General features: G+C 55.0%; 20 protein-coding genes. 5 read left to right on the top strand and 15 right to left on the bottom strand.

Features of this window, described 5'->3' with window-relative positions:
* Window positions 1–20: 20 nt before the first annotated feature.
* Together OGY35_RS04925 and mutY are read right to left on the bottom strand one after the other, a co-directional pair.
* Window positions 21–293, bottom strand: coding sequence for an oxidative damage protection protein (locus OGY35_RS04925; protein WP_286631571.1), 273 nt, complete (start codon window positions 291–293; stop codon window positions 21–23).
* A 27-nt stretch (window positions 294–320) separates the two neighbouring features.
* Window positions 321–1,373: an A/G-specific adenine glycosylase gene (gene mutY, locus OGY35_RS04920; protein WP_286631570.1), complete on the bottom strand. Its 1,053-nt coding sequence runs from the start codon at window positions 1,371–1,373 to the stop codon at window positions 321–323.
* A gap of 162 nt (window positions 1,374–1,535) precedes the next feature.
* Between mutY and trmB the strand changes: the two genes are divergently transcribed.
* From trmB to ansB, 4 genes are all read left to right on the top strand, one after another.
* Window positions 1,536–2,255: a tRNA (guanosine(46)-N7)-methyltransferase TrmB gene (trmB, locus tag OGY35_RS04915; protein WP_286631569.1), complete on the top strand. Its 720-nt coding sequence runs from the start codon at window positions 1,536–1,538 to the stop codon at window positions 2,253–2,255.
* Window positions 2,255–2,581: a YggL family protein gene (locus OGY35_RS04910; RefSeq protein ID WP_152405999.1), complete on the top strand. Its 327-nt coding sequence runs from the start codon at window positions 2,255–2,257 to the stop codon at window positions 2,579–2,581. The genes trmB and OGY35_RS04910 overlap by 1 nt, the downstream gene beginning before the upstream one ends.
* Before the next feature lie 52 nt (window positions 2,582–2,633).
* Window positions 2,634–3,353 (top strand): YggN family protein, encoded by a 720-nt coding sequence (locus OGY35_RS04905; RefSeq protein ID WP_152405998.1) that lies wholly within the window; start codon window positions 2,634–2,636, stop codon window positions 3,351–3,353.
* 189 nt (window positions 3,354–3,542) lie between these two features.
* Complete coding sequence (gene ansB, locus OGY35_RS04900; RefSeq protein WP_152405997.1) at window positions 3,543–4,589, top strand: L-asparaginase 2; 1,047 nt, start codon at window positions 3,543–3,545, stop codon at window positions 4,587–4,589.
* 39 nt (window positions 4,590–4,628) lie between these two features.
* Here the strand turns inward: ansB and hemW are convergent, their stop codons facing one another.
* From hemW to OGY35_RS04875, 5 genes are read right to left on the bottom strand one after another with little or no spacing between them, the layout of a single operon-like run.
* Window positions 4,629–5,765, bottom strand: a complete 1,137-nt coding sequence (gene hemW, locus OGY35_RS04895) for a radical SAM family heme chaperone HemW (RefSeq protein ID WP_286631568.1) — start codon at window positions 5,763–5,765, stop codon at window positions 4,629–4,631.
* On the bottom strand, window positions 5,758–6,351 hold the full coding sequence (locus tag OGY35_RS04890) for an XTP/dITP diphosphatase (RefSeq protein WP_286631567.1): 594 nt from the start codon (window positions 6,349–6,351) through the stop codon (window positions 5,758–5,760). Before OGY35_RS04890 ends, hemW begins: the two co-directional genes overlap by 8 nt.
* A gap of 7 nt (window positions 6,352–6,358) precedes the next feature.
* Window positions 6,359–6,649: a DUF167 family protein YggU gene (gene yggU, locus OGY35_RS04885; RefSeq protein WP_044255664.1), complete on the bottom strand. Its 291-nt coding sequence runs from the start codon at window positions 6,647–6,649 to the stop codon at window positions 6,359–6,361.
* Complete coding sequence (locus tag OGY35_RS04880; RefSeq protein WP_046497238.1) at window positions 6,646–7,212, bottom strand: YggT family protein; 567 nt, start codon at window positions 7,210–7,212, stop codon at window positions 6,646–6,648. Before OGY35_RS04880 ends, yggU begins: the two co-directional genes overlap by 4 nt.
* A gap of 18 nt (window positions 7,213–7,230) precedes the next feature.
* Complete coding sequence (locus tag OGY35_RS04875; protein ID WP_286631566.1) at window positions 7,231–7,935, bottom strand: YggS family pyridoxal phosphate-dependent enzyme; 705 nt, start codon at window positions 7,933–7,935, stop codon at window positions 7,231–7,233.
* Window positions 7,936–7,952: 17 nt separating this feature from the next.
* Between OGY35_RS04875 and OGY35_RS04870 the strand changes: the two genes are divergently transcribed.
* Window positions 7,953–8,933 (top strand): type IV pilus twitching motility protein PilT, encoded by a 981-nt coding sequence (locus tag OGY35_RS04870; protein WP_286631565.1) that lies wholly within the window; start codon window positions 7,953–7,955, stop codon window positions 8,931–8,933.
* Between the two features lie 13 nt (window positions 8,934–8,946).
* On the opposite strand, the gene ruvX is transcribed toward OGY35_RS04870, so the two are convergent.
* The 8 genes from ruvX to OGY35_RS04830 form a co-directional block, all read right to left on the bottom strand.
* Window positions 8,947–9,363 (bottom strand): Holliday junction resolvase RuvX, encoded by a 417-nt coding sequence (gene ruvX / locus OGY35_RS04865; RefSeq protein ID WP_042998058.1) that lies wholly within the window; start codon window positions 9,361–9,363, stop codon window positions 8,947–8,949.
* Window positions 9,363–9,926: a YqgE/AlgH family protein gene (locus OGY35_RS04860; RefSeq protein WP_152405991.1), complete on the bottom strand. Its 564-nt coding sequence runs from the start codon at window positions 9,924–9,926 to the stop codon at window positions 9,363–9,365. Before OGY35_RS04860 ends, ruvX begins: the two co-directional genes overlap by 1 nt.
* Before the next feature lie 190 nt (window positions 9,927–10,116).
* Entirely contained in the window at window positions 10,117–11,064 is a 948-nt protein-coding gene (gene gshB, locus OGY35_RS04855) for a glutathione synthase (protein WP_286631564.1), read from the bottom strand.
* A gap of 12 nt (window positions 11,065–11,076) precedes the next feature.
* Window positions 11,077–11,808 (bottom strand): 16S rRNA (uracil(1498)-N(3))-methyltransferase, encoded by a 732-nt coding sequence (gene rsmE, locus OGY35_RS04850; RefSeq protein ID WP_286631563.1) that lies wholly within the window; start codon window positions 11,806–11,808, stop codon window positions 11,077–11,079.
* Window positions 11,809–11,887: 79 nt separating this feature from the next.
* The gene (gene endA / locus OGY35_RS04845; RefSeq protein ID WP_152406398.1) at window positions 11,888–12,595 is read right to left on the bottom strand and encodes a deoxyribonuclease I; all 708 of its coding nucleotides are present in this window, start codon (window positions 12,593–12,595) and stop codon (window positions 11,888–11,890) included.
* A 91-nt stretch (window positions 12,596–12,686) separates the two neighbouring features.
* The gene (locus tag OGY35_RS04840; protein WP_178823468.1) at window positions 12,687–13,187 is read right to left on the bottom strand and encodes a SprT family zinc-dependent metalloprotease; all 501 of its coding nucleotides are present in this window, start codon (window positions 13,185–13,187) and stop codon (window positions 12,687–12,689) included.
* Between the two features lie 78 nt (window positions 13,188–13,265).
* Window positions 13,266–14,660 (bottom strand): galactose/proton symporter, encoded by a 1,395-nt coding sequence (gene galP, locus OGY35_RS04835; RefSeq protein WP_046497268.1) that lies wholly within the window; start codon window positions 14,658–14,660, stop codon window positions 13,266–13,268.
* Window positions 14,661–14,754: 94 nt separating this feature from the next.
* Window positions 14,755–15,035: hypothetical protein (locus OGY35_RS04830; RefSeq protein WP_286631562.1), on the bottom strand; the 281-nt coding region annotated here is incomplete at its 5' end.

Here is a 15,035-nt window from a genome sequence, read left to right as displayed (position 1 = left end):
GAAAATTAGCGCTATAGGCGTTATTTATCTTCCGGCGTATAACCTTCGATATGCACGTCTTTACCTTCAAACAGGAAGTTGATCATCTCCTGTTCCAGCAGTTTGCGGTGCTCGACGTTCATCATACTGAGTTTCTTTTCGTTGATCAGCATGGTCTGCTTGTGCTGCCACTGCGCCCATGCTTCTTTTGAAATCTCGTTATAAATGCGTTTTCCCAGTTCGCCCGGGTACAGCTGAAAATCCTGTCCTTCTGCTTCACGCTGCAGGAAAGTGCAAAAAATCGTTCTGCTCATAACTCATCCTCTTCATCGTCCGGTGCGTTAAACGGGGGCACCGGTACGTAACTGCTGTAATAAACGCTCCACCGGAGCCGCCAGGCCAACGGATGGCGGTTGCGCTAAGTTATACCAGAGCGCGTTGCCTTCATCCATGCATGAACCGCATGAGGACACAGTAAGCCACATAGGCACAATATCCAGATGGAAATGGCTGAAGGTATGGCGAAACGCGTTAAGTTGGGTCAAATTATCAGCGTTAACATGCCGTTGTGCCAGCCATTCCCGTAATTCCTCTTCACTGGCAAACTGCGGGAAACAGAATAAGCCACCCCATAGTCCGCTCGGCGGGCGCTGTGTCAGCAGGACGTCATCCTGATGTTGCAACAGCAGAAAATAACTTGTCCGCTCTGGCAGCGTCTGCTTTGGCTTCTTGCCGGGATAGTGCGACCAGCTGTCGTTCGCAAAGGCGATACAACCGTTCTGCAACGGGCACAGCGAGCATTTCGGTTTTGAGCGCGTGCACACCATCGCGCCTAAATCCATCATCGCCTGGTTAAAACGCTCCACGCCCTTCACCGGCGTTACCTGTTCGCTCAGATCCCAGAGCGTTTTCTCGACCTCTTTTTTGCCTGGCCAGCCGCTAACAGCATAGCAGCGTGCCAGCACGCGCTTAACGTTGCCGTCAAGAATCGGAAAAGGTTTACCCAGCGAGAGTGACAGCACGGCGCCTGCGGTTGAACGTCCGACGCCGGGGAGCGCCGCCACCTCTTCAAAGGTTTCCGGGAAAACGCCCTTATGCAGTGTGGCAACGTGTTGCGCCGCTTTGTGCAGGTTGCGCGCCCGGGCGTAGTAGCCGAGCCCCGTCCACAGGTGGAGCACTTCATCCAGCGGCGCGTTGGCGAGATCGGTCACCGTCGGAAAATGGGCCATAAACCGTTCAAAATAAGGGATAACCGTCGTAACCTGAGTCTGTTGCAGCATCACTTCTGAGAGCCATACTTTGTAAGGCGTCTTATCAATTTGCCAGGGCAGGGTTTTTCGCCCGTATTTATCGTACCAGTCCAGAACCTGGGCTGAAAATTGAGACGCTTGCATGGTCACCGAATTCATTATTGTTGGGGGCAAGATTGCAGCACAGAGGCAACAGGCTGTAAACCGGAACTTTCCGCAGCGTGACCGCTTCCTTTACTTGCATCCGGCAACTAACTTTGGATAATGCCCGTTTTCAGACCTTAATCACAAGCAGACTTAACTTTTATGAAAAACGACGTCATCTCACCGGAATTTGATGAAAACGGCCGTCCACTGCGCCGGATTCGTAGTTTTGTTCGTCGCCAGGGGCGACTGACCAAAGGGCAGGAACACGCGCTGGAAAACTACTGGCCGGTGATGGGCGTTGAGTTCAGCGAAGAACCTGTGGATTTCGCGACGTTGTTTGACCGTGAAGCGCCGGTCACGCTTGAAATTGGCTTCGGTATGGGCGCTTCTCTGGTGGCGATGGCGAAAGCGCGTCCGGAGCAAAATTTCCTCGGTATTGAAGTTCATTCACCGGGCGTGGGCGCCTGTCTGGCGTCGGCCCATGAAGAGGGCGTTGAGAACCTGCGCGTGATGTGTCATGACGCGGTCGAAGTACTGCATAAAATGATTCCTGACAATTCTTTAACGATGGTTCAGCTCTTTTTCCCTGACCCGTGGCACAAAGCGCGTCATAATAAACGCCGTATCGTTCAGGTGCCGTTTGCTGAGTTGGTCAAAAGCAAACTGAAGCTGGGCGGCGTGTTCCACATGGCGACTGACTGGGAAGCTTATGCAGAGCACATGCTTGAAGTGATGTCCTCCATTGACGGGTATAAAAACCTGTCAGAGAGTAACGATTATGTACCGCGCCCACCATCGCGCCCGGTAACCAAATTTGAACAACGTGGCCATCGTCTTGGCCACGGCGTATGGGACTTAATGTTCGAGAGGGTGAAATAATGGCAAAGAACCGTAGCCGTCGTCTGCGTAAAAAAATGCACATCGACGAATTCCAGGAATTAGGGTTTTCGGTTGCATGGCGTTTTCCGGAAGGCACATCTGAAGAGCAGGTTGATAAAACCGTTGATGATTTTATCAATGACGTTATTGAACCGAACAAACTGGCTTTTGACGGCAGCGGTTATCTGGCCTGGGAAGGTCTGATCTGCATGCAGGAAATCGGCAAATGCACTGAAGAGCATCAGGCGATTGTGCGTAAGTGGCTGGAAGAGCAAAAACTTGAAGAAGTGCGTACCAGCGAACTTTTCGACGTTTGGTGGGACTAACAACGCATACGGGGCCAGCATTTGCTGGCCCGATTTGTCTTGAGGGAAAGTTATGATGCGTAAAACGCTGCTGGCGGCAGCTCTTTCTGTAACGGCGATGACCGCTCATGCAGACTACCAGTGCAGCGTCACGCCGCGTGACGATGTGATTCTGAGCCCACAGACGGTGCAGGTGAAGGGTGAAAACGGCAACCTGGTGATCACGCCGGATGGCAACGTGATGTTTAACGGTAAGCAATACACGCTGAGCGCCGCACAGCGCGAGCAGGCGAAAGATTACCAGGCTGAACTGCGCAGCGCGCTGCCGTGGATTGATGAAGGTGCCAGAAATCGTGTCGAAAAAGGGCGCGCGGCACTGGATAAAATTATTGCCAAAGAAGTCGGCGAGAGCAGCAACATGCGGGGTCGTCTGACGAAACTGGATGCCCAGTTGAAAGCGCAGATGAACCGGATTATCGAGCATCGTACCGACGGTTTGACCTTCCACTACAAGGCTATCGATCAGGTTCGTGCTGATGGTCAGCAGTTGGTGAACCAGGCGATGGGCGGCATTTTACAGGACAGCATCAACGAAATGGGTGCGAAAGCCGTCCTGAAAGGCGGCGGTAATCCGCTGCAGGGCGTGCTTGGCAGCCTCGGCGGACTACAGACGGCGATTCAGGACGAATGGAAGAATCAGGAAAAAGATTTCCAGCAGTTCGGTAAAGACGTGTGCAGCCGCGTGGTGACGCTGGAAGATAACCGCAAGGCGCTGGTCAGCACCCTTAAATAATTTTTTTATATAAAACAATGGTACAGATCGTCTCTGTGCCATTTTCTTTTGCCTTTCTGCTTCGTTTTGATATCCACCTCTAAATTTAACAATCTGGCAGATACATTTATCTGGTTAATTGGATGAAATCACATTATTCGTCTCTGGCATTGGGATAATGCGGCAAATTCACGTAACTGGAGAAATAACATGGAGTTTTTCAGGAAAACGGTACTCGCTGCACTGGTGATGGGCTTCAGCGGTGCTGCGCTCGCCTTACCGAACGTTACTATTTTAGCGACCGGCGGGACCATTGCCGGCGGCGGTGACTCTGCAACCAAATCCAACTATACGGCGGGTAAGGTCGGCGTAGAGAATCTGGTCAGAGCCGTACCGCAGCTTAAGGATATTGCCAACGTTAAAGGCGAGCAGGTCGTCAATATTGGTTCACAGGATATGAACGACGACGTCTGGCTAACCCTGGCGAAAAAGATCAATACCGAGTGTGACAGCACCGACGGTTTCGTGATTACCCATGGGACAGACACGATGGAAGAGACGGCTTACTTCCTCGACCTGACCGTTAAATGCAACAAGCCGGTGGTGCTGGTTGGCGCGATGCGCCCGTCTACCGGAATGAGCGCGGACGGTCCGTTCAACCTCTATAACGCCGTGGTAACGGCGGCGGATAAAGCCTCTGCCAATCGCGGTGTGCTGGTGGTGATGAACGACACCGTGCTTGACGGTCGCGACGTGACCAAGACCAATACGACGGATGTGGCGACCTTCAAATCCGTAAACTACGGACCGTTGGGCTACATTCATAACGGCAAAATCGACTACCAGCGTACGCCTGCGCGTAAGCACACCACCTCCACGCCATTCGATGTTTCTAAACTGAACGCGCTGCCGAAAGTCGGTATCATCTATAACTACGCGAATGCGTCAGATCTTCCGGCAAAAGCGCTGGTGGATGCGGGGTATGATGGGATTGTGAGCGCCGGTGTGGGTAACGGCAACCTGTACAAAACCGTCTTCGATACGCTGGCGACCGCCGCGCATAAAGGGACGGTTGTGGTGCGTTCTTCCCGCGTACCGACCGGCTCAACCACTCAGGATGCTGAAATCGATGATGCGAAGTACGGTTTCGTTGCCTCAGGTTCTCTGAACCCGCAGAAGGCCCGCGTACTGCTGCAACTGGCATTGACCCAGACCAAAGATCCGAAACAGATCCAGACAATGTTTAATCAGTATTAATCTCACAGGCCGGGTCACCGCCCGGCCTGATTTTTTGCATCACTCAGCGAGAAAAAGCTCAAGCAGCGAGTTTAAGAACAGCTTGCCGTGCTGGGTGATTTGCCAGGACGTCTCGCACTCCGTCAGATATCCCTGGGCAATGGCCTCATCAAGCGGCTGACGAATCACCGCTTCAGACAGCCCCGTATACAGCGTAAACTCTGCGCGCGGCGCGGCTTCCAGCAGACGGAAGCGGTTCATAAAGAATTCAAACGGCTTATCAGCCTGCTCCACGTCGCGCTGGCTTTCGAGATAACGTCCCTGCATATAACCGCGCGGATGGCGCGTTTTGGTGGTGCGCAGAATGCGCCCATCGGGGAACGTGACTTTACCGTGTGCCCCGCAACCAATGCCCAGATAATCACCAAAGCGCCAGTAGTTCAGGTTGTGCTGACACTGGTAGCCCGGTCTGGCATAGGCAGAGGTTTCATACTGCTGATAACCGGCAGCGGTTAACAGCTGGTGGCCCTGCTCGAAGATGTCCCACAGCGCATCATCATCGGGTAACACCGGTGGACGAGAACCAAATAGCGTGTTTGGTTCAATCGTCAGTTGATACCACGAGAGGTGCGGCGGATTCAGCGCAATCGCCTGGCGCAGGTCATCCAGCGCGTCGTCCAGCGACTGATCCGGCAGGCCGTGCATCAGGTCGAGGTTAAAGCTGCGCAGACCTAACCCGCTGGCGAGGTTCGCCGCGCGACAGGCTTCCTGTGGACCGTGAATGCGTCCCAGACGCTTCAGTTTCGGTTCACTAAAGCTCTGCACACCGATGGAGATTCGGTTCACCCCGGCATGCTGATAATCGACAAAGCGATCGGCTTCGACCGTACCCGGATTCGCTTCCATCGTAATTTCCGCATCCGCTGCCAGATTCAGGCGCGCACGCACGCCATCCAGCAGCGTTTGCATCGCCGGGCCAGAAAGCAGGCTCGGCGTACCGCCACCGATAAAAATGGTCTTTACTTCACGGTCCTGCGCATACGCAACGTCCGTGTCGAGATCGTTCAGCAGATGCCGGACGTAATCATCGTGCGGGACTTCACCTTTTAACGCATGCGAATTGAAATCACAGTACGGGCATTTTTGCACGCACCACGGGATGTGAATGTAGAGACTCAGCGGTGGCAACTTAACCATTACGTAAGGCTTCCAGCAGCAGTTTCAGCGCCTGCCCACGGTGGGAGATCGCGCTTTTCTCTTCGCGCGTCAGTTCGGCGGCGGTTTTGCCTTCTGAAGGCACGAAGAAGACAGGGTCATAGCCAAAGCCGCCGTTGCCTGCTGCCGTATGGGCGATCGTGCCCGGCCAACTGCCGTGGCACACCAGCGGCGTGGGATCGTCTGCATGACGCAGATAGACCAGCACGCAGTGAAAACGTGCCTGACGGCGATCGTCCGGTACATCTTTCAGGGTCAGCAACAGCTTTTCCAGGTTCTGTTGGTCGGTTGCGTCTTCACCGGCATAGCGTGCGGAGTAAATGCCTGGCGCGCCGTCCAGCGCGTCAACGGCCAGACCTGAGTCGTCGGCAATTGCCGGCAACCCGGTTATCTGCGCGGCGTGACGCGCTTTCAGGATCGCATTTTCAATAAAGGTCAGCCCGGTCTCTTCGGCAGAATCAACGCCAAGATCGGTTTGCGCCACTACATCGAGCCCGAAATCGCTGAGCAGCGACGCGAGCTCACGCACTTTACCGGCATTGCCGGTTGCGAGGACAACTTTTTGCATAGGATACCTAATCAGTTAACGCCGCGACTTCTGGCGGGATCTGTTGCGGATGAATGATTTTAACCTGTTTGTGGCGGCCAAGTTCGCCCTTTTCAATGACAACCTGGCTCTTTGCCACGCGGAACTGCTTGCCGAGAAACTTCACCAGATGACTGTTTGCCTGGCCGTCCACCGGCGGGGCGGTAATGGCGACTTTCAGTTCGTCGCCATGTAAACCAACAATGCTGTCGCGGCTGGCTTTCGGCTGAATATAGAGCCGTAAGACCAGTCCATCATCACAGCGTGTCACCGCACTCATAGCGCCATCCACAGCCCCGGCAGCAACATGTTACCGGTTGCCTGCAGAACCTCACCAATCCCCATGTTGATGACATACAACAGCAGGACGAGAACCATTGGCGAGAAATCGATGCCGCCCATCCCCGGGAGAATACGACGAATCGGGCGCAGCAGCGGATCGGCCAGTTGAATCAGCACATACTCAATTGGGCTACGACCCTGGCTTACCCAGCTCATAATGGCCATCACCAGCAGCACCCAGAAGATCAGCAGGCCAATGGTTTTGAGCACGATCAGCACGGCGGCGATCCAGACGATCGGCAGGAAGGTCACCACTTTAAACAGCACTATCGCTTTGATAAAGCTGAGGATAAACGCAACCAACAGCGATGCGCTGTCGACCGGTCCCATCGGGGGAATAATACGGCGCAGCGGCCCAATAATCGGTTGCGTCACTTTCACCACAAACTGGGAGAAAGGATTGTAAAAGTCACAGCGAGCCCATTGCATCCACACGCGCAATAACAGCACCATGGTGTACAGCTCAATTACCGTTGAGAGCAAGAAGGTCAACGTATTCATGGCGTTCCTCAGATTTCCTTAATTTTTTGTGTAATCACGTGCACCAAAAATGGCGGTGCCGATACGTACCATCGTGCTACCTGCCGCAATGGCGGCTTCCATATCGTCCGACATACCCAGCGACAGGGTATCGACGTCAGGATAGCGCGTTTTCAGCCCGGCAAATGCTACAGCCATTTGGCGGGCAACTTCAAACTGCCTTACATAATCTGACTCTGGGGCGGGGATCGCCATCAGACCACGCAGACGAAGGTGAGGTAATTCGGCGACCTCTGCGGCAAGTGCATCCAGTTCCTCCAGCGGAATGCCAGACTTACTGTTCTCATCGCTGATGTTGATTTGAATCAGCACGTTCAGCGGTGCCAGTTCTGCCGGACGCTGTTCGCTCAGGCGGGTAGCAATGCGCAGGCGATCGAGGGTATGACACCAGTCAAAATGCTCAGCCACCAGACGGCTTTTGTTGGACTGTAACGGGCCAATAAAGTGCCATTGCAGGCCTGTGATTCCTTTCTCGCGAAAGTGGCGAATTTTCTCTACCCCTTCCTGCACGTAATTCTCACCAAAGGCCTGCTGACCAGCAGCGATGGCTTCTTCGATGGCGCTCGCAGGTTTGGTTTTGCTCACTGCAAGTAACGTAACTTCCTCTGAAGCACGCCCGCAACGCAATGCGGCGGCTGAGATTTTGTCCCGGACCTGTGCCAGGTTATGCGCGATATCGTTCATTTTCCGAGGATCTGTGTATGAATATGGAAGAAATTGTGGCCCTTAGTGTAAAGCATAACGTCTCGGATCTACACCTAAGCAATGCGTGGCCTGCGCGTTGGCGAAAACGAGGGCACATGGAACGCGCGCCCTTCACCGCAGCCGACATTACCGGACTGCTGACGGACTGGCTGGATGAAGGGCAACAGGCGATGTTACAGCAAAATGGGCAACTGGATTTCGCCGTTTCGCTTGCGGGAAACCTGCGGTTGCGGGCCAGCGCATTTCAGCAGCAGCAGGGGACGTCGCTGGCGCTGCGACTGCTGCCGACACAGTGCCCGACGCTGGAAATGCTGGAGACCCCCTCCGTGCTGCCTGAACTGCTCAGCAGCGAGAACGGCTTAATTCTGGTGACGGGGGCAACGGGCAGCGGGAAATCGACCACCCTGGCGGCGATGGTGGCGTGGTTGAATCAGCATGTCGATGGGCACATTCTGACGCTGGAAGACCCCATCGAGTATGTCTACACCAGCCAGCGCTGTCTGATTCAACAGCGTGAGGTGGGATTACATTGCGCCTCGTTTGCCGCGGGGTTGCGTGCGGCGCTGCGTGAAGATCCGGACGTTATCCTGCTGGGGGAGTTACGCGACAGCGAAACCATCCGTCTGGCGCTGACGGCGGCGGAAACGGGGCATCTGGTACTGGCGACACTGCATACGCGTGGCGCCGCGCAGGCGATCGAGCGGTTGATCGACTCTTTCCCGGCGCAGGAAAAAGAGCCGGTACGCAGCCAACTGGCAGGCAGCCTGCGCGCCGTACTGTCGCAAAAACTGGAGTCCGACAAGCAGGAGGGACGCGTTGCGCTATTTGAACTGCTGATTAACACCCCGGCGGCGGGGAATTTGATTCGGGAAGGGAAGTCCCACCAGTTGCCCCACGTCATTCAGACCGGGCAGCAGGTGGGGATGATGACCTTTGCTCAGAGCCTGCAACAGCGACAGGCGCAGGGAAGGCTTTGAGAAACGCGTGGTTTCAGTAGCCCTGCTCGAAGTAACTTTCGAGAATGATGACGGCGGAGGCGGAGTCGATCTTCCCTTTGTTCAACGCGCGATAGCCGCCCTGCTCGAACAGGCCGGAGCGCGCTTCCACGGTGCTGAGTCGTTCATCGTGCAAGGTGACCGTGACGCCGAAACGTCCGTGAATGCGGTTGGCGAATTTACGTGCGCGGGCGGTGAGCGGTTGCTCGGTGCCGTCCATATTCAGTGGCAGACCAACGATGATTTCATCCGGTTGCCACTCTTTGAGCAGCCGTTCGATCAGGTTCCAGTCCGGCGTACCGTCCTGCGCTTTAATCGCGGGCAGCGCGCGCGCCGTGCCGGTTACCCGCTGACCAATCGCCACGCCGATACTTTTAGTGCCAAAATCAAAGGCCAGTAATGTTTCGCTCATCAGGCATGCCCTGCTACGCCAGGCATCGTCAGGATGTCGATGCCAATCAGCCGGGCAGCGTCACGCCAGCGATCGGCAATCGGTGTTTTGAACAGGATATTGAGATCGGCAGGGGCGGTCAGCCAGGCGTTATCCAGCAGTTCTTGTTCAAGCTGGCCTTTCTCCCAGGAGGAGTAGCCGAGCGCGACCAGCACGTCGGCAGGCTGTTCGCCCGTGCCTAAGGTTTCGAGCACGTCGCGTGATGTGGTGATCACGGTGTTATCCGAGATGCGAATACTGGAGGCAAAGCGCGACGGCGGCGTGTGCAGGATAAACCCGCGATCTTCCGCTAACGGGCCGCCAAGCATCACTGCTTTATCCAGACGGATCGCCGGATCGCGCGGTTCCGGCGCGATTTTCAGTTTTTCCAGAATCCCTTCAATCTGGAGATTTTCCAGAGGCTTATTCACAATAATCCCCATTGCGCCATCTTCGTTATGTTCGCAAATGTACACTACTGAACGGCGGAAAATCGGATCCTGGAGAGCAGGCATGGCAATAAGAAAGTGATGCTGTAAATTCATTGTCAGAGGTTCTGTTTCCTGGTTCAAAAAAGCAACAGGGGTCAGTATGTGGGTAAAGCACACGGATGTCACTACCGTAGGCCGGATAAGACGTTCGCGTCGTCATCCGGCATCAATGTTTTAATGCCTGATGGCGCTGCGCTTATCAGGCCAACAACGGCATGCTGGATGTTGTCATCCAGCAAACGACTTATTCCTGCAAACGTGCTTCGATAGCGTCCATCAGCATCCCGGTGATGGAGACAGGGAATTCGGCTTCAATCTCGCGGATACAGGTCGGGCTGGTGACGTTAATCTCGGTCAGACGATCGCCAATGATGTCCAGACCGACAAAAATCAGCCCTTTGGCTTTCAGCGTTGGCCCGATACGGCGCGCGATTTCCCAGTCGCTGTCGGTTAACGGACGCGGTTCGCCACGGCCGCCAGCGGCCAGGTTGCCACGGGTTTCGCCACCCTGCGGAATACGCGCCAGGCAGTACGGAACCGGTTCGCCATCAACGACCAGCACGCGCTTGTCGCCATCTTTAATCGCCGGCAGATAGTTCTGCGCCATACAGTAGCGGGTGCCATGCTCGGTCAGGGTTTCCGTAATCACGCCGAGGTTCGGATCGCCTTCTTTAACGCGGAAGATCGACGCGCCGCCCATACCGTCCAGCGGCTTGAGAATAATATCATTGTGCTTTTGCCAGAACGCCTTCAACTGCGCTTTGTTGCGGGTGACCAGCGTTTCCGGCGTCAGGTCAGAGAACCAGGCGGTGAACAGTTTTTCGTTACAGTCGCGCAGGCTCTGTGGCTTGTTGACGATAAGCGTACCTTTTTCTTCCGCGCGTTCCAGAATATAGGTGGCGTAGATAAACTCGGTATCAAACGGCGGATCTTTACGCATCAGAATGACGTCGAGAGCGTCCAGCGGCAGATCCTGCTCGCCGGTAAACTCATACCATTTGTCGTAGTTCTGCTCAACGCTCAGAGTACGCGTGCGGGCGCGGGCTTCACCGTTAATCAGATAAAGATCGGCCATCTCCATATAATGAAGTTCGTAACCACGACGTTGCGCTTCCAGCAGCATAGCGAAGCTGGAATCTTTCTTGATATTGATGCTTGCGATGGGGTCCATCACGATGCCGAGCTTGATCATTATTCTTCTCCGTTAGCCCAGATCGCCAAATCGCACCTGAAGCGCGGTAATGGCGGTGAGCGCAGTTGTCTCAGTACGCAGAACGCGAGGTCCTAACAGGATATCAGTAAACTGATAGCGTGCGGTCATGGCAATTTCCTCTGCCGATAGTCCGCCTTCCGGGCCAATCAACAGACGGATACGCTCAACCGGCAGCGGCAATGTGTTAATGCTGTCGCTGGCGCGAGGATGAAGGTTCAGCTTCAGCCCTTCGTCCTGTTCCGCGCACCAGGCTTCCAGATCCATGGCCGGACGAATTTCCGGTACCCGGTTGCGGCCACACTGTTCGCAGGCGGCAATGGCGATTTTCTGCCACTGCTGGAGCTTCTTGTTCAGACGTTCACTGTCCAGTTTAACGCCGCAGCGTTCAGAAAAAAGTGGCGTAATGAGGCTTACACCCAGTTCGATCGATTTCTGGATAGTGAACTCCATCTTCTCGCCGCGCGACATGACCTGACCAAGATGGATATGCAGCGGTGATTCACGATCGTCAATCTCGCTACTCAACACGTTCACGTCCACGCTTTTCTTGCTGGCGTGGGTGATTTCGGCAGCAAAAACCTGATTGCTGCCATCAAACAGTTGCAGTTCCTGACCCGGTCCCATCCGCAGGACGCGTCCGATATGGTTAGCGGCATCTTCGCACAGGGAAATCTGGCTGCCAGCGGTGATGGGCTCAGGGTGATAAATGCGGGGAATGCGCATAGTTAAAAATCCGCGTCATCTCCCCACGCAGGCTCGCCGCGCGGGGTAAGGGGTTAATCAATCATCCCGCTAGTGTAGGTTAGCTCTTTTGCGCCTGGCAAGCGCGTTGCACGTAAGGGTTGTGGTTTCCCTGAATCTTCGCTATTCGGTCGTCGCGCTCACATTCCCAGTCGGTGACCGGGTACATCTTGTTCCAGGCGTTGAAAAGCTGGGTTTGCTGGCGGGAAAGTGTCAGGTTGTACTGGTCGCGCATATAAAAATAGGTTCGCGCAATCGCGCCGCGCGCGCGGGCTGGCGGCTCGGCGATCTTTTCTTTGAAATCGACCTTCATGGCGCACTGCCCGTACTGACCTTCGCCGCCGTTCCACTGGCTGTACATGAAGTTACCGCGATCGCCATTCACCTCACCCACGGCGGGTTGTAGGTTGTGCATGTCGCTTTCCATTTTGCGATAAACCGGATCTTTGGCGCAGTTTTTTCGTCCCCCGTCCTGCCAGCACTGGCGCTGATGGCCAAACTGCCATGCCGGAACCACGTGTTCCCATTCGATTCGGCTGGCGCGATTCTCGTTCTTTCGCACTTTATAGCCGCAGGAGTCGAGATCGACGACCCCCTTTTTTCCCTGCCAGTTGATTTTGCATCCGCAATAGAAGTCGCCAGGGACATCGGCGTTGACCTTGACGCCTGCGGTCTTTGCCTGTGAAAAACTGTTAATGCCAGCGGCCAACGTCTGGCCTGAAAGGGCTACCGTAAAAAGGGTGGTAGCCAAAGAAAGATGACGGTACATCATGAACTCCGTATCAAAACGAGCCCGCAACGTAACGAAAGTTGATGTGTGATGCAATCAGCCAGATCAGGAAAGTTCCTGATAGTTCTGGTTATTTAAGCGGCACCAACGGTTCGCCGCAGTGAACGCAGCGGTAGGTGGCTTCGCCGCGCACGACGCGATTGTGACGACGGATGGTCAACTGATGTTCCTGACACTGGCAGCGGTAAGGGAAGGTATTGCGGCGTACCGATTCGAGTTCGAACTGGTGCGTGCGGCGTGCGGGGACGCCGAGCACGCTTTCCATCATCCACTTCCACTCTTTACCGTGCGGCGCAACCCGGCCAAACCGTTTCCACACCAGTAAATGCGCCAGTTCGTGCGGCACCACTTCGTTGATAAACGCTTCGACGTTTTCCATCAATAGCACCGGATTGAGGCGAATTTCGTAACTCTCCAGCCAGGCGGTGCCGGCAGAGGTGCCACGTTGCTGATACACCAGCTTTGGTTCGGGATAACTGCGGCCAAGCTTCAGGTTAGCCTGAGCGAGATTTTCCCGCAGGCTGCGCATAACGGCTTGCTGGACGGCGATAGGGAGACGGGCGGTTTTCATAACGGCAGAGAATAGTGCGACAGAGACGGGACTGCAAGAGGAAGGCGTCCTCCCGCGGGGGAGGACGCAAAAGGCGGATTAATCGTGCGCGCCGATTTCACGCAGCTTACGACCTTTCATCAGGTTACGTTCGATGTGTTCCAGCGAGACGTGTTTGGTTTCCGGAACCAGCCACAGCGTCAGCAGGATAAACAGTACATTCAGACCCGCGTAAACCCAGAAGGTATTCGCGTTACCGAGGTTTTGCAGCATGGTCAGGAACGTCGCGCCGACAATCATGTTGGCAATCCAGTTGGTGGCGGTCGAGCAGGTGATACCGAAGTCGCGGCCTTTCAGCGGCTGGATTTCAGAACACAGCACCCAAATCAGCGGACCGGCGCTCATGGCGAAACCAATGATGAACATCAGCAACATCGCGATAGCGAAGTACTGCGCGGACGGCGAGTGGATGCCGACATGCATCATCGTCCCGAGGATCCCCATTCCGGCCGCCATCACCAGGAAGCCCAGCGTCAGCGTCGGTTTACGACCCCAGCGGTCAACCAGGCCAATCGCGATAAAGGTGGCCAGCACGTTGGTCAGACCGACAATCACGGTGCCCCACATCTGCTCGGACGTGTTGGTGTAACCCGCCATTTCAAAGATTTTTGGCGCGTAATACATGATGACGTTCATCCCGGTGAACTGCTGCATTACCTGCAACAGCACGCCAAGAAACACCGCGCGGCGGAAGTTGCTGTTCTCTTTGAACAGCGCCCAACCGCTTTGTTTCACCTGCAAACTTTCGCGGATCTCATCTAACTCGCGTTTGGCTTCCGCGCTGGTATCACGCAGACGCAGCAGCACGCGTTCGGCATCGACAAAGCGACGTTTCGCGGCAAACCAGCGCGGGCTGTCCGGCAGGAAGAAGACGCCGATCAGCAGCAGAATTGCCGGGATGATAATCACGCCCAGCATCCAGCGCCATGCGCCGCTGTAGCTGAAGGCGGTATCCGACAGATAGGCGCCGAGGATCCCGATAGTGATCATCAACTGGTACATGGAGATCATGCTGCCGCGGATTTTTTCCGGTGCGATCTCAGACAGGTACAGCGGGGCGGTGTAGGAGGCCACGCCGACGGCCAGCCCCAGCAGTACGCGGGAGAGGATCAGCACTTCAACATTCGGCGCCGCAGCGGAGAACAGGGACCCGGCGACAAACAGAATCGCACCGATCATCAGGCTTTTCTTGCGCCCGAGCCTGAAGGAGAGCCAGCCGCTGCCGACGGCACCGACCGCTGCGCCGAACATCATGGAGCTAACGACCCACTCCTGGGTGTGGGCAGAGATCTGGAATTCATCCGTGATAAACGGTAATGCGCCAGCGATAACGCCGATATCCAGGCCAAAAAGTAATCCTGCCAGGGCTGCAAGAAAGCAGACAAAAAAAGTCATCGCCTTATTGGAACGCCCCTGTTTTTTATTGTCAGGCATTATGCCCTCCGGTTGGGTTATCAGTTTTGTTGATAATTAGGGTAGGTGAGTACGACGTAAAAATATGTGACATATCTCACGTTGGTGTAATCGGTTACACTGAGTGTGGACTGTCAGTTTTATTAAGACTCTGAAAATATAGTGTTAATTCTGTTGATGTGCATCCCGTTTGGCGAAGTTTCAGACTTAACTGAAATAAAATGTAACAACAGATGAATGCAGAACATGCAAAGGGATTAATCTGAAGGCGAGGCTTTTCGAGGTTGGTGTAAGCGGTTTCATTTGGCGGGTTTTGCCGGATGGCGCTGCGCTTATCCGGCCTACGGATCAATGGGACTACGGTTTTGTCGTTTTTTGCCGGGTGGCGGCTGCGCC

It is taken from the genome of Citrobacter sp. Ct235 (assembly GCF_030332305.1).
Classification (GTDB): domain Bacteria; phylum Pseudomonadota; class Gammaproteobacteria; order Enterobacterales; family Enterobacteriaceae; genus Citrobacter_A; species Citrobacter_A telavivensis.
This window is presented reverse-complemented; position numbering and strand designations above follow the sequence as displayed.

Coding starts and splice junctions, on each gene's coding strand:
- OGY35_RS04925 (WP_286631571.1), bottom strand. CDS start 293: ATGAGCAGAACGATTTTTTGCACTTTCCTGCAGCGTGAAGCAGAAGGA.
- mutY (WP_286631570.1), bottom strand. CDS start 1,373: ATGCAAGCGTCTCAATTTTCAGCCCAGGTTCTGGACTGGTACGATAAA.
- trmB (WP_286631569.1), top strand. CDS start 1,536: ATGAAAAACGACGTCATCTCACCGGAATTTGATGAAAACGGCCGTCCA.
- OGY35_RS04910 (WP_152405999.1), top strand. CDS start 2,255: ATGGCAAAGAACCGTAGCCGTCGTCTGCGTAAAAAAATGCACATCGAC.
- OGY35_RS04905 (WP_152405998.1), top strand. CDS start 2,634: ATGATGCGTAAAACGCTGCTGGCGGCAGCTCTTTCTGTAACGGCGATG.
- ansB (WP_152405997.1), top strand. CDS start 3,543: ATGGAGTTTTTCAGGAAAACGGTACTCGCTGCACTGGTGATGGGCTTC.
- hemW (WP_286631568.1), bottom strand. CDS start 5,765: ATGGTTAAGTTGCCACCGCTGAGTCTCTACATTCACATCCCGTGGTGC.
- OGY35_RS04890 (WP_286631567.1), bottom strand. CDS start 6,351: ATGCAAAAAGTTGTCCTCGCAACCGGCAATGCCGGTAAAGTGCGTGAG.
- yggU (WP_044255664.1), bottom strand. CDS start 6,649: ATGAGTGCGGTGACACGCTGTGATGATGGACTGGTCTTACGGCTCTAT.
- OGY35_RS04880 (WP_046497238.1), bottom strand. CDS start 7,212: ATGAATACGTTGACCTTCTTGCTCTCAACGGTAATTGAGCTGTACACC.
- OGY35_RS04875 (WP_286631566.1), bottom strand. CDS start 7,935: ATGAACGATATCGCGCATAACCTGGCACAGGTCCGGGACAAAATCTCA.
- OGY35_RS04870 (WP_286631565.1), top strand. CDS start 7,953: ATGAATATGGAAGAAATTGTGGCCCTTAGTGTAAAGCATAACGTCTCG.
- ruvX (WP_042998058.1), bottom strand. CDS start 9,363: ATGAGCGAAACATTACTGGCCTTTGATTTTGGCACTAAAAGTATCGGC.
- OGY35_RS04860 (WP_152405991.1), bottom strand. CDS start 9,926: ATGAATTTACAGCATCACTTTCTTATTGCCATGCCTGCTCTCCAGGAT.
- gshB (WP_286631564.1), bottom strand. CDS start 11,064: ATGATCAAGCTCGGCATCGTGATGGACCCCATCGCAAGCATCAATATC.
- rsmE (WP_286631563.1), bottom strand. CDS start 11,808: ATGCGCATTCCCCGCATTTATCACCCTGAGCCCATCACCGCTGGCAGC.
- endA (WP_152406398.1), bottom strand. CDS start 12,595: ATGTACCGTCATCTTTCTTTGGCTACCACCCTTTTTACGGTAGCCCTT.
- OGY35_RS04840 (WP_178823468.1), bottom strand. CDS start 13,187: ATGAAAACCGCCCGTCTCCCTATCGCCGTCCAGCAAGCCGTTATGCGC.
- galP (WP_046497268.1), bottom strand. CDS start 14,660: ATGCCTGACAATAAAAAACAGGGGCGTTCCAATAAGGCGATGACTTTT.